Below are 12,667 nucleotides of genomic sequence, written 5' to 3'. Positions count from 1 at the left end.
CTGACTTCGCGACAAAAATCATCGCAATTCTGCTCTTTTTGAGCTTCACTTTTCGAAATCGACTATGTCCCGTTACGCAACCAAACCCGGCAATCACACCGGTATGCCTCCTGGTGTGCCGCACATCATCGGCAACGAAGCGGCCGAGCGCTTTTCCTTCTATGGCATGAAGGGCATTCTGGCCGTTTTCATGGTGCAGTATTTGCACCTCATGAATGACACTCCGGGCGAGGCGATGAGTGAGACCATCGCTTCCTCCAATTACCATCTCTTCAACTTTTGGGTCTACTTCACTCCGGTGGCCGGGGCCCTTCTGGCGGATTTGTTTTGGGGGAAATACCGCACCATCATTTATCTTTCGGTGGTCTACGTGCTGGGTCACGGTGCTCTCGCCTTGATGGGGGTGGCTGGTGATGCCCGGTGGTGGCTCTTCGGCGGGCTGGCTCTCATTGCCATTGGTTCCGGCGGCATCAAACCCTGTGTCTCGGCCCACGTGGGGGACCAGTTTGGGGCGACCAATGCCCATCTTTTGCCGAAGATTTTCAACTGGTTCTATTTCTCCATCAACCTCGGGGCCATGGTCTCGATGTTGCTGACGCCCTGGTTGTTGCAGTGGTATGGTCCCCATTGGGCCTTCGGGGTGCCGGGAGTGCTGATGGCTCTGGCGACCTTTGTCTTCTGGCTAGGCCGCACCCGCTTCGTGCACATTCCGGTTAAGAAAGAGCAAACCCTTGCGGAGCTGAAGAGCCCGGAAGGGCTGCGCAGTGTCCTGGCCCTAGCCCCGCTCTATCTCTTTGTGGCCATGTTTTGGGCGCTCTTCGATCAAACGGGTTCCAGCTGGGTCTTTCAGGCCCAGGATATGGACCGCCACTTTCTGGGGCACCACTGGCTGCCGTCCCAGCTGCAGTCTCTCAATTCCCTCTTCGTGCTGAGCTTCATTCCGCTCTTTGCCTACGGGCTGTATCCCGCCCTCGACAAGGTCTGGGCCCTGACGCCCTTGCGGAAAATCGGGATTGGCTTGTTCGTGATGTCCTCTTCCTTTGTCTTGGTGGCCCTCACCCAGATGCGCATTGATGCTGGGGCGAGTCCCAACGTCGGTTGGCAGGTGCTGGCCTACGCTCTCCTGACGGCCTCCGAGGTGATGGTCTCCATTGTCGCGCTGGAGTTCGCCTACACGCAGGCGCCCAAGACCATGAAGTCGATGGTGATGTGCTTTTTCCTCTTCGCGGTGGCGCTGGGTAATGTGTTCACCGCTGGGATCAATCGTCTCATCGCCATCCCCGTGCCGGAAAAGACGGAACTGTATGCGGACGACGCCACCGGCTACGCGGGGGCGGATGGTGAAATCGGCACTGGGGACGATCTCATGTTCGCTGAGGAGGGCGTGTTTGCGCAGGCGCTAGCGGCTCTGGAGCTGCGGGAGGGCTCTTTCCCCGCCACCTTTAATGAAGACGGCCAGTGGAAGGACCTCTGGGGACAGCCCTTGGACTACCGCGTATTGAATTCACGCACGGTGCGGCTCTCCTCGCCGGGGCCGGACGGTAAGAGCAAGACCAAGTGGGACCAGGGAGTGACGCTGACCCTGCCCGAGGTGGTGGCCGAGAAAAAGAAATCCTGGTCCGATGTCTTTGTCCCGGCCGAGCCCTGGCTGGAAAAGCGCAAACGCGAGCTGGGGCTGGGCCAGGAAGGAGAAAGCGCGGAAGAGCGACGCTATCCCTTTGAGGTGGCCAACTACAGTGGGGGAGGCAGCCGTCTCGAGGGCGCGTCCTATTTCTGGTTTTTTGCCGGGGTCATGCTGCTGACCGCCTTTGGTTTTATTCCTTATGCTCGAAAGTATCGGGGGCAGATTATTCTGCAGGATTGAGGGCGGAGGAGTCTTCTCTCTGCCTGGCACGTGAAATTCTGAAGTTTCATCCCTGGCTCAGCGGAAGGCTTGTCTGGGTATCAGGCCGCCGCATCCATCCCTTCCACCAGAAAGTCGATGAAGCGCTGCAGATAGGGATTGTGCTCTTGGTTGGGGTTGCGGTGAGCCCGCACCGAGGTCTTGGGGAGCTCGGGGAGGCCTTCTCGGATGATGGGCAGGCTGTCGGGCACGGCCGAGCGGGGAAGAACGCTCAGCCCCAGCCCGGCTTGCAGGGTCGATTCCACGGCTTGCACGGAATTGGCCTCGATGGAGAGCTTCCAGGTGCGGTTGATTTTTGCCAGGGTATCGAAGGCGATGGCGCGGTAGCTACAGGGCGAGGGCATGAGGACCAGGTCCAGGGGGGTGGAGCTTCCCTCCGCAGGGAGATGGCCCGTCCAGACCAGTTGTTCCTCCCAAAGCAATTGCCCGGCCGGAGACTCGGGACCGGCAAAGACGAGGTCGAGTTCATCCTTTTGCAAGGAGGTCAGCAAAGGGCCGCCCAGACCGAGATTGAGGGTGAGGTCGCAATTGGGGTGTGCGCGGCGAAAGCGGGCGAGGAGGGCAGGCAAGTGCAGGGGGGCGAGGTAGTCCGCAAAGCCCACCCGCAGGCGGGTGGGTTCGTCCGGCGCGCTCACTGCCAGGCTGGCTTCGTCCGCAAGAGCCAGAATGCGCCGGGCATAGCTCAGGAAGGTTTCTCCAGCGGGGGTCATGGTCACCGAGCGGCTGGTGCGCTCCAGCAGTTTGTTGTGGAGCCGGTCCTCCAGCTTGGCGATTTGCAGGCTAATGGCGGACTGGGAGCGGTGGACGCGCTTGGCCGCCGCTGAGAAGCCTCCTTCTTCCACCACCGCGACGAAAGAACGCAGGGCGAGGAGATCGGTCTCGAGTTTGAAAGAAGGATTGGAATGGCTCATCGAATCAATTTTAATAACCAATTTCCCAAATAGAAAGGGGGGAGGTAGTCTGCAGTCTAGCGAAAACAACAATCGCGGAAAAATGACGATGAAAGCAATGCTCCTGAATTCCTATGGTGAGAAAGCCCCCTTCGAGGTGGCCGAGGTGCCCCGGCCGGAGGCCAAAGCCGGCGAAGTTTTGGTCAAAATCGCGGCCTCCAGTGTGAATACGGTCGATACCATGATTCGCAATATGGGCAGCGAACTCCCGCTGTCGCCCGAGATTCCGGCCCTTCTGGGGATGGATTTCGCCGGCACGGTGGAGGCGGTCGGAGCGGGGGTGGAGGGCTTCGCGATTGGTGACGAGGTCTACGGATGCGCGGGGGGCTTGGCCGACTTGCCGGGAACCTTGGCGGAATACATTGCGGCGGACAGTCGCCTGATTGCGAGGAAGCCGGCCAACCTGAGCATGCGGGAGGCGGCGGCTCTGCCTCTGGTTGCCATCACCGCATACGAGGGTTTGCAGCGGGCGGGCATTGCCCCCGGGCAGAAAGTGCTCGTGCACGGAGGTTCGGGCGGGGTGGGCCACCTTGCCTTGCAACTGGCGCGCTACTGGGGAGCGGAGGTTTTTGCCACCGGGGGAGGGGACCAGCAGCTGGCTCTCATCGAGAAGCTGGGGGCGACCGCCATTCATTACAAAAACGAAGCCGTGGCCGATTACGTGGAAAAGCACACCGCTGGGGCGGGCTTCGACTTGATTTTCGACTCAGTGGGGGGAGCCAATCTGCCGAATTCCTTCGAGGCCGCCGCCCTCAATGGTCAGATTGCAACCACGGTCTCGATGTGCGAGCTGGACCTCACCCCTGTTCACTTCAAGGGTCTTTCTCTGCATGTGGTTTTCATGCTCATTCCCATGCTGCATGACTTTCGGCGGGAAACGCATCAGGCCATTCTCACCGATCTAGCGGCCATTGTGGAAGAGGGGGCGGTGCAGGTGGTTCTCGACGAGAACCCTTATGTGCTGGAGCAGGTGGAAGAAGCTCACGCCCGGCTGCAGAGCGGTCGGGGCATGGGGAAGGTGGTTCTCGAACATTGAGAAAAGTGGATCGCGAGGTGTTTTTCGTAAGTTCTTATGTTTATTGTTATGAGGATGAAATTATCACGACTGTTTGCCTTGGGGGCTCCCCTCGGGTTGTTGAGCGGAGTAGTGGTCCTGCAGGCCCATCTCCAGGCCGAGGAGGCGGGGGCGGAAGCTCCGGCCGCGAAGGGAGAAAAGATGCTGGCCCATGATGAGGTGACTTGGACGCCCCTGAATCCGGCCCGCGGGGATCAGAGCCCGCAGGCGGCCAATCTGTGGGGCGATCGGGCGCGGGAGGGGGCGACGGGTTTTCTGGTCACTTTTCGAGAGGGCTTTGCCTCCCCGCCACACATCCATAATGTGACTTACCGGGGGGTGGTTTTGGCGGGGGAAATCCATAATGACGATCCAGCGGCGGCCAAGATGTGGATGCCGGCTGGCTCCTACTGGACGCAACCGGCGGGAGAGGACCACATCACGGCAGCGCGGGGTGAGAGGAACGTGGCCTATATCGAAATTGATAGCGGGCCCTATCTGGTCCTCCCGTCCGCACAAGCCACCGACAATGGCGAGCGCCCTGTCAACGTCCACGCCGACAACATTGTGTGGCTGGATTCTTCGGAAAGCACCCGCATTGTGGGTTCCGGGGAAGGCCCCTCTCCCGAGGTGGCCTTGCTCTGGGTGAAAGATGATGAGGGAAGGAGCAACGGCTCTTTGCTCAAGCTGCCCCCCGGCTTTGTGGGGAGCCTCGGCCTCGCGGCTGGTGGCGGGGAACTCCGCCTAGTCGTGGTGGAGGGAGCGATTGTGGCGGCCGGAGAGGGGGCGGACGACCCCCGCGAACTCCGGGCTGGAAGCTACTGGGGAAGTGGACGGCCGCTGTCCCTCAGGGTGCCCGGGGAGGGGGAGGGAGCCATCCTCTATCTCCGCAGCAGTGGGCGCTACCTCGTGCGGAGCGAGTAGGGCGGGTTCTTCTCCCTATGAGAGAACGCGTGGTGGCTCTTACAGGTAGGAGCAGACGTAGTGGCAGGGCTCGCCGGTCACGGTGATGGTGAAGCCGGAATGGGCCGCCACTTCGAAAAAGGAGCCTTCCCCGACTTCTTGTTCGCTGGTGCTTCCGTCGAGCTGATAGTGGCAGGACCCGCCGACGATGTCCATGCGCTCGGCGGCTTCGGTCCCGAAGTGATACTCCCCGGGCAGGATGGCACCGAGGGTCTTTTTGCTGCCATCGGGAAGGAGGATGGTGTGGGAAATGACTTTTCCTTCGAAGTAGACATTGCCTTTGGCCAGGGCGGTGACGTTGGTGAATTCCATCTTCTCCATGTGGCGGGGAGGGCTGTTCTTGGCAAGAGAAAATCCCCACCCCGCTTTCCCCCCGGAAGCGGAGCAGGGACCCACGGGGGTGGACATGCTGTCAACTTTGAAAACCCGTGGAAAAGCCACGAAACTCAGGAACGGCGCCGGTTCAGGAGCGCGAGTGAGCCGAAGAGAGCGCTCAAGAGGGCGGTGGAGGGCTCGGGAACCGCGCTCTCACCCTCGCCCGGGAAAGGCAGGGAGCGCCCGCTGATGGGTGGCAAGACGGGGGTCTCCTCTGGCAAGGTGCCTTCGAAGAGGTAGTCGTGGGCCTCCCCGGTTCCGGTCACGGTGTTTGCGATGAGGTTGCCTTCCAGATTGCCGTTATTGAAGGCAACATCGGCATGGGGGGCCAGCAGACTGCCTTGCACACTGATGGACTCGATGCGCAGGGTGGAGCTTTCGAAGAAATTGTAGAGCACGTGTTCCCGGTTGGTCGTGCCGGTGTTGTCGCCATTGATGTCGGAGAAGCTGATGCCGAGATTCTTGAACTGATTGTCGGCGCCATTAACATTGACCAGAACGGTGGAACCGGCGGGCGCATCGATGGTCACTCCCCACGCGGAGGAGAGCATTTGGCCGGAGACCTCGAAAATGTTGAGGTCCGGATCGGTGCCGATGAGATTGATGCCGCCATAGTTGTCGTTGGTGGCCCCATTGGCGGTGAGCCCTGACCAGTAGGTGGAGGACCGGGTGAGGTGGGATTGCGCGCTGGCAAAGTCCAGAGGGTTGCCTTGATTGAGAGTGCCATTGGGGATGGCTGGAGCGCTGATGAGGTTGCCGCCGTAGTAGGCATTTCCATAGTGGACCTCACCACCTCGATAGTTGAGATTGCCGGCCACGATGAGGGAGTCTCCCGCGCTGGCCGCACGGCCCTGGAAGGTGCTTCCGATGCCGAAATTGGTGAGATTGGCCTGGCCTCCCACCGCGACCCGGCCTTCGGAATCTACGTTGGTGAGGGTGAGGTCTCCAAAGGTGAACACGTTGTAGGGGGCGGCTTGAGACAGGCTGGCCCCTTCGACTGCGGTAGCGAGGGCGCAACCGATGGCCGAAAGACAAATGGCGGTCTTGCGCAGGGGGGTCATGGTTTTGCTTGGGGTTGTGGTTTTCATGGTCGGTAGAAAGAATGGAGCTATCCCTGTGCCTAGTTGTTTTCTCTATGTTTTAATTTGCTCTTTATGAGAGAGTTGCGAGATTCCTGTTAAATTGTGCCAGATTTCATGAGTTGGTTTTTGTGGGTAAAATTTACAAAGTGAGGGTGAAATGCCCGGTAACTTTTACTTGCTCGTGGCAGCGGTTTTGGGGGAACGGAAGAGGGATTTCTGCACGGGACGTGGGTGGCCAAACATCTCTCTCCAACCGGACCGGAGTTTCGTCCCCTGGCTTGCGAAGGGGAACGCTGTGGTCGGATAAAACAGGAGACTATGAAAAAGAATCGATTGGTGGTGAGAGGGTTGAGAATAATGTTGGGTGTCTTTTCGCTGGGAGGAGGGGTGAGCGGGCTCTTCGCCGGAGAGAGTCAGCCCAATGTGTTGTGGATTGTGACCGATGATCAGCGCTACGATTCCATCCGGGCCTTCAACCGTATCATTGACGGGCGTGAGCATAGTGCCTTGGGCTATGTGGAGTCCCCCGAGGTGGACAAACTGGCGGCGCAGGGCACGACCTTTATCAATACCTACTGCCATTCGCCGGGCTGCGCTCCCTCGCGGGCGGCGATGCACTTCGGCCGCTATCCGTGGCATTCGGGGATTTACGAGTTCGAGTATCACAATGCCAGCGCGCCGCATTGGCAGCCGCCATTTCCGGAGAAGCTGGCCGCGATGGGCTACCAGACCTTTCATGTTGGCAAGCGGGGGGTGCGGCTGAAAGAGATTCAGGCTGATGGACAGTCGTCCCGGATGCGCCCCATTTACCAACAGAGCGCGGGCTTCAAAGAGTTGCATCTGGAAGGCTTGACCGCGTGGGGGAAGGGCTGGTTTTCCAAAATCAATGGTCAGACCCTGGAGGAGCCTTTTCAAAGTCTAGAATACTTCTACACCCCTGAGGATGGCTTCACTTACTTGTCCGAGCGCTACGAAGAGACGTTCCCGGCGGAGAAGGGGAAGATGGCGGCGGCCATGGAGCGGTATGATATTCTCCGCCATTACAATGAAAAAAAGGGGAAGCACATCGATAGCGGGATGATTCTGGCGGGAGTGAGCGCCCGTCCAGCCGGGGAGACCCGGGATGGTTTTTACGTCAAGGTGCTGGCGGATTACCTGCGGAACGAAGGCCAGCCCTTTCGGGAGGGGAAGCTCACCTATCAGGGCGTGGATCCCGACAAGCCTCTTTTCTGCCACCTCGGATTTGACTTCCCGCACACCCCGGTGCTGCCGCCCCAGAGCTTTCGGGAGCGTTTTCAGCAGAAAACCTATCAGATCCCGTCGATTGTGGGAGATGAGCTGGAAACCATGCCCAAGCAGATGCGCAAAATGGTGACTCATGGCTTCACCGACCATTTTTCAGCAGAGGAGAAGCAGAAGATGGTGCAGGACTATTTCGCCTTCTGTGCCTATGGCGATTCTCTGGTGGGGCAAGCGGTTGATGAATTTGTAAAATTCAGTGAGGGCAAAGGACAGGAGTGGATGGTCGTCTACGTTTGCGGGGACCACGGTTGGAAGCTCAATGAACACGGATCGGTTTCCAAGTTCACTCCCTGGCGCCTGGATACCCTCAATCCCATCATTGTGGTGAGTTCCGACAAGAAGGCTTTTCCAGCGGGTAAAGTGGTGCGCGACTTCACGGAGTTTGTAGATATTGCTCCCACGGTCTTGGCGGCCGGGGGGGCGGATCTGGCGAGTGAGGAGTTCGCCTACCTCGATGGACGGGATTTGGCCAGAGTGGCGGCGGGTGAGTTGCCCCCCCGGGACTATGTGGTGGGAGAGAGCCATGCGGTGACCGGGCCACGGGCCTTTATCCGGACCGCAGAGTATCTCTTTACCCTGCAATCGCGGCGGGGCAAAAACATGGACTGGGCTCGCACTGCGGCTTACGAGGAGCTCGATCCCGGTCTTTACCATCTGCCCTCCGATCCGCAGGAGGTCAAGAATTTGGCCTTTTCCCCCGAACATCAGGAGGTGGCGCGCAAGATGAAGGAAAAGCTGATCGCCATTGTCCTTGGCGATGGCCGGGTGGAGGTCGATTGGGGTGGCCCCAAGGCCCTGGGCACCGGGATTTTCCGCAGCAACTTTGCTCCCGGGGCCAACGATGGAAAGCTGAAGCTTTGAGGAGAATCATTCACGCGGAAGGCGGACCGTCCTCTTCTTCGGGAGAGGGTGGCTCGTCCTCTCCCGCCGCCTCCTCCGGGGCAGGAGGGGCCTCCCCGTCGGCTGTCTCTGCGGGCGGGCGTTCTCCCTCAGCTTCCTCTCCCTCTTCTTCCGCCGGGGGAGCGGGTGGCTCTTTGGGGTCGAGGAGGGCTTGCACCTCTTCCTGAATGCTGGCCACGTCGGCCAGGGCGATCTGGGGATCGCGGATGAGGTAGACGTCGCCAGTCTTGCGATGTTCATACAGTCGCATAAGGCCGCTCTCCAACTCCTGGGTATCGGTTTCGCGGATGATTTTTTTCCGCTCCAGCATGGCTGCGAGGATGAAACGGGCATTCTCGGTGTGTTCCTCATCCTCTTCCACCAGTTTGACAAAGAGAGTCTCGGGGTCGTGGGGGGTGACCTCGGCCTTGCTTTCTTTTTCCGGAGGCCGGTAGTGGGAGCGCCAGAAGGAGAAAGGCACGGGGTCCTCGGCACCGCGCTGCTCCCAAGCGGGCAGGGAGTAGTCCATGCGCAGATAGCCGGGGCCTTCGGGGTCAGGGAAAATGGCCGCAATGAAGGGCTGATCCTCCACAAAAGCTTCCCCGGTAACGTGGCAGCGGTGGGAGCGGGACTTGATGGAATAGGTCTCCAGCATGGGATTGGGATTGCCGATCATCGCCGGGGAGTGGCGGGCAAGCAATCCCGGAGTGGGGCAGGCTGCGTCAGTTGCCGCAGAGGCGCCGGATGGTTTGGAAAATGGGTCGTCCCTTGAGGCGGCGCTGGATGAGCAGGAGGGCCACCGCGAGGAAGATGCTGTTGGTGGCCCAAGCGGCGGGAATGGGGGGGATGCGGCCGGAGTCTCCGAAGGCGAGAAAGACTTCCGCGCAGAAGAGCATGAGGGCAGACAAAATGATGGCCACGGCCACGGTGCCGCCCCGGCCCCTGCGGGAGAAGCTGATGCCGAGTGGGGCCGCCAGCAAGACCGTGACCAGGCAGAGCCAAGGCTGAGCCCAGCGGTAGTGCAGCTGGCTCTCAAAGGAGCGGGCCAGGAAGGTGCTGCGATCGGGGTTGGTTCTCAGCCAGTCGTGGAGGCCCGGGATGCCCAGGTAGCGGGCGTCGAGCCCTTCTTGGATGAGCTGGGAGGGGGTCTCTTCCCAGTCTCTGAAGACGAGGGGATCCGGCAGGTTTTCCTCATATTCCGGGGTGGGCTCGCTCTGGACCGCGAGGCGCGTGGGCTCGGCGAAACTCCAGTGTCCGTTCTCCCGGTTCCAGCTCACGCGCGGGGATTTCAGGCGCGCTTGCAGGGAACCGTCCTCATTCCGGATGCTGATTTGCACATCGGTGAGGGGGCTTTTTCCGCTGAGGTCGTAGGGGAATCCGCCGATGAACCAGAGGCGCCTTTCCTCCCGGGTGTGGTGAATGACATTGGCGGCCTGGGAGGCTTCTTTCTGATTGGCGGAGCTTAGAAGGGCTTCGCGATACCCGCGGGCCCAAGGTGCGAGGTGGAAATTGAGGCAAAAGGACAGGAGCGAGAGGAGACCCCCGAGGACCACCAAGGGGCGCAGGAGGCGGAAAATGCCCCGTCCGGTTTGGGTGAAGGCCACGATTTCCCGGGAGGCGGATAGTTGCCCCAGGGAGTAGAGGAGGGCCAGGAGGATGGTGAAGGGGAGGAGCAGCACCGTCGTTTGCGACAGGAGAACGGCATAGTAGGTGGGAAAGAATTGTGCGGGATTCCGAGCGGCCAATAGATCCGACATGGAATCCTGAAAATCCATTAGGATGAAGAGGAGGAGAAAGCCTGCCGTGGTGATGAGAAAGGCGACGAGGGTTTTCCGGAACAGGTAGCGGTCGAGAATGGAAGCAAAGGTATACCAGAGGGCCCCGAGGGCGGGAAGGAGGCAAAGGAGGACTACGGCCCAGGGCCGGAGCTGATGGAGCCTGGCATCGGCATTGGGGAAGCCGACCAAGTGGTTGCGCACCGAGGCTTCTTCGAACGGGGCGAGGAAGAAGCCGAGGCCCAGTCCGGCGCCCAAGAGGATGATGAAAGTGAGAAAACGCACGGGAATCGTCGCGCAGTTCACTCCAGATGCCCGCCCTTGCAAAGGGGAAAAGAAGCCACCGCGCTTGCTGCGGGATCGGCTCTTCTCCGGCCGGAGAAGCGGGGTCCTCGCGCGGGGGGGCTTCTCTCAAGGAGGGGCGGGCTATCCCAAAGGCTGGGGGAGAAAGCCGAAGACTCGCTTCACGGCTTCCCGCTTGAGCCGGAGCTCGCGCCACTCGTTGACCAGGCGGCTGGCTTCGATCACTCCGCAACCGGCGGGGATCTGCACCAGATTTCCTTCCCAAACGGTCATGCGGATACCGACGAGGGCCTCGAAGCTTCCGTCCATGGCCAAGCCAAAGGGGGCTCCGAACCAGCGGGGGCAGTGTAGGCGCTCGCGCCAGTCGTAGAGCGCTTCCAAGGTCTCGGACGTGCGGGGGAGGGGGCCCAGGGCCGGGGTGGGGTGCAGGCGCCGCACCAGCACTTCGGGATCCTCCGGGCGATAGAGCTCGACCTCGATGGGGGTGTGGAAATGGATGAGTTCGCCCAAATCCAGAATTTCCCGGTCCTTGCGGCGCACCATGCCGGTATCTGCCAGCTTGGCCATCAGAGTCTGTGCGACGAACTCGTGCTCGCGGATCTCCTTTTCATCGACGCTGAAGAGCTCCCTCTCCTCGCTGCGGGCGGTTCCCGCCAGGGCCATGGTGGTGAGGAGGCCGTCCTTGAGGTGGAAGAGCTGCTCGGGAGTGGCGGAGAGCAGCCCGTGGTTCCCTGCCTGCCAGCCAAAGAGCCGCATCCCCGGGGCGAGCCGCTGGGGTAGGCTCCGCCAAGCGGCTGGAGGCGCTTGCCAATGACCGGTCTCGGTGACCACCGGGACGGATTTTTCCAAGCTGCCACTACGGATCCGATCCATCACTTCGCGAAAGACTTCCGCAAAGCGTCCGGCTTCGGGATCCTGCCAGGTGACTGGCTCGCCCTCTCCCCCGGGGGCGGCGAATGAGGCGGGCAGGGTGGCGGAAATTTCGACCCGGGACGGACGCAACCAAGGCGCCTTTTCCTGCAGGGCGAAGTCGTTGCGATAAAAAGCGACCCCTTCCGGAGGGCACTCGGGGAGTGCCTCGAAGGGGCCGTGTCCCTGGACCAGACGACCGTCGGCGGTCGCAAAACAGGCCCAGTCCATCTTCATTCCGGTGCGAAAAGAAAGGCGCGTGCGCTCAGGCGTTGGCGGCCGCTGTGCCGTTCTCGATGATTTGCAAGAAGCTGGCGACTTCCATGCTGGCTCCTCCCACGAGGGCGCCATCAATGTCGGGCTGGCCGAGGAGCTCGGCCGCATTGCCAGGCTTCACGCTGCCGCCATATTGGATGCGCACTTTGTCGGCGACCTCTCCACCGAAGGTTTCCGCGAGGATGACCCGCACCTTGGCGTGGGCGTCCTGGGCTTGCTCCGGGCTGGCGGTGACTCCGGTGCCAATGGCCCAGACGGGCTCGTAGGCCAGCACGGTTTCGAGAATGTCCTTTTCGGAAAGACCCTTCAGGCCTTCGGTGAGCTGGCGGCGCAGCACGGCGTCGAGCTGTCCTCCTTCGCGCTCTTCCAAGGTTTCTCCGATGCAGAAAATGGGCTTGAGATTGGTCTCCCGCACCTTGTGCATCTTGGCATTGAGAATCTCATCCGTCTCGCCGAAGAGAGAGCGGCGCTCGCTATGCCCGATGATGACGTAGGGGATGTAGAGCTCCTTGAGCATGAGGGCGTTGATTTCGCCGGTGTAGGCCCCGGGATCGTATTGGGACACATTCTGGGCCGCCACCGAGATGTCGTGGCTGAAGAGAAGCTGGCTGGCAACCGGAAGGCTGACAAAGGGAGGAGAGACGATGACATCACACTTGTCGGTGGCTTTTCCAATTTTCGAGATAAGTCCTTTGATAAAGTCGTCGGTCTCGGCGGGGCCTTTGTTCATCTTCCAGTTGGCGGCAATAATCGGCTTTCTCATAATCAGGCAGGGCAGTGTGGTTCCAAAGCTCCCTTTACATTGGCCCCAGCAGGCAAGCAAGGCTAGATCCGGAACTTGACCGAAATGGCCCCACCCGGTCCGCTGTTTCTGTTGGTGAGGGGGTTAGCTCTCT

General features: G+C 60.6%; 11 protein-coding genes. 4 read left to right on the top strand and 7 right to left on the bottom strand.

Annotated features, from left to right (window positions below):
• Nucleotides 1-64 precede the first annotated feature (64 nt).
• The gene (locus tag JIN78_RS07200) at nucleotides 65-1,864 is read left to right on the top strand and encodes a POT family MFS transporter (RefSeq protein WP_200391274.1); all 1,800 of its coding nucleotides are present in this window, start codon (nucleotides 65-67) and stop codon (nucleotides 1,862-1,864) included.
• Between the two features lie 80 nt (nucleotides 1,865-1,944).
• Here JIN78_RS07200 and JIN78_RS07195 read toward each other — a convergent pair whose 3' ends face one another.
• Nucleotides 1,945-2,814 (bottom strand): LysR family transcriptional regulator, encoded by an 870-nt coding sequence (locus JIN78_RS07195; RefSeq protein WP_200391273.1) that lies wholly within the window; start codon nucleotides 2,812-2,814, stop codon nucleotides 1,945-1,947.
• Between the two features lie 88 nt (nucleotides 2,815-2,902).
• Here JIN78_RS07195 and JIN78_RS07190 point away from each other — a divergent pair, with 88 nt between their 5' ends.
• Both JIN78_RS07190 and JIN78_RS07185 read left to right on the top strand, forming a co-directional pair.
• The gene (locus JIN78_RS07190; RefSeq protein ID WP_200391272.1) at nucleotides 2,903-3,889 is read left to right on the top strand and encodes a zinc-dependent alcohol dehydrogenase family protein; all 987 of its coding nucleotides are present in this window, start codon (nucleotides 2,903-2,905) and stop codon (nucleotides 3,887-3,889) included.
• A gap of 54 nt (nucleotides 3,890-3,943) precedes the next feature.
• Nucleotides 3,944-4,831, top strand: a complete 888-nt coding sequence (locus tag JIN78_RS07185; RefSeq protein ID WP_200391271.1) for a DUF4437 domain-containing protein — start codon at nucleotides 3,944-3,946, stop codon at nucleotides 4,829-4,831.
• 39 nt (nucleotides 4,832-4,870) lie between these two features.
• On the opposite strand, the gene ppnP is transcribed toward JIN78_RS07185, so the two are convergent.
• Both ppnP and JIN78_RS07175 read right to left on the bottom strand, forming a co-directional pair.
• The gene (ppnP, locus tag JIN78_RS07180) at nucleotides 4,871-5,278 is read right to left on the bottom strand and encodes a pyrimidine/purine nucleoside phosphorylase (protein WP_234037856.1); all 408 of its coding nucleotides are present in this window, start codon (nucleotides 5,276-5,278) and stop codon (nucleotides 4,871-4,873) included.
• 38 nt (nucleotides 5,279-5,316) lie between these two features.
• On the bottom strand, nucleotides 5,317-6,333 hold the full coding sequence (locus tag JIN78_RS07175; RefSeq protein ID WP_200391270.1) for a choice-of-anchor A family protein: 1,017 nt from the start codon (nucleotides 6,331-6,333) through the stop codon (nucleotides 5,317-5,319).
• Nucleotides 6,334-6,684: 351 nt separating this feature from the next.
• Here JIN78_RS07175 and JIN78_RS07170 point away from each other — a divergent pair, with 351 nt between their 5' ends.
• Nucleotides 6,685-8,490: a sulfatase-like hydrolase/transferase gene (locus JIN78_RS07170; protein WP_200391269.1), complete on the top strand. Its 1,806-nt coding sequence runs from the start codon at nucleotides 6,685-6,687 to the stop codon at nucleotides 8,488-8,490.
• 10 nt (nucleotides 8,491-8,500) lie between these two features.
• On the opposite strand, the gene JIN78_RS07165 is transcribed toward JIN78_RS07170, so the two are convergent.
• The 4 genes from JIN78_RS07165 to tpiA form a co-directional block, all read right to left on the bottom strand.
• Nucleotides 8,501-9,184, bottom strand: a complete 684-nt coding sequence (locus tag JIN78_RS07165) for a hypothetical protein (RefSeq protein WP_200391268.1) — start codon at nucleotides 9,182-9,184, stop codon at nucleotides 8,501-8,503.
• A gap of 46 nt (nucleotides 9,185-9,230) precedes the next feature.
• Nucleotides 9,231-10,568 carry an LptF/LptG family permease gene (locus JIN78_RS07160; RefSeq protein ID WP_200391267.1) on the bottom strand — a complete coding sequence of 446 codons (1,338 nt, stop codon included), beginning with the start codon at nucleotides 10,566-10,568 and terminating at the stop codon, nucleotides 9,231-9,233.
• A gap of 141 nt (nucleotides 10,569-10,709) precedes the next feature.
• Nucleotides 10,710-11,732 carry a chorismate-binding protein gene (locus JIN78_RS07155; RefSeq protein ID WP_200391266.1) on the bottom strand — a complete coding sequence of 341 codons (1,023 nt, stop codon included), beginning with the start codon at nucleotides 11,730-11,732 and terminating at the stop codon, nucleotides 10,710-10,712.
• Nucleotides 11,733-11,760: 28 nt separating this feature from the next.
• The gene (gene tpiA, locus JIN78_RS07150; protein WP_200391265.1) at nucleotides 11,761-12,534 is read right to left on the bottom strand and encodes a triose-phosphate isomerase; all 774 of its coding nucleotides are present in this window, start codon (nucleotides 12,532-12,534) and stop codon (nucleotides 11,761-11,763) included.
• Nucleotides 12,535-12,667: the final 133 nt, after the last annotated feature.

Source organism: Roseibacillus ishigakijimensis, assembly GCF_016595415.1.
GTDB lineage: Bacteria > Verrucomicrobiota > Verrucomicrobiia > Verrucomicrobiales > Akkermansiaceae > Roseibacillus > Roseibacillus ishigakijimensis.
The sequence above is the reverse complement of the archived record's forward strand: the minus strand, read 5'-3'. Positions and strand labels throughout refer to the sequence as shown.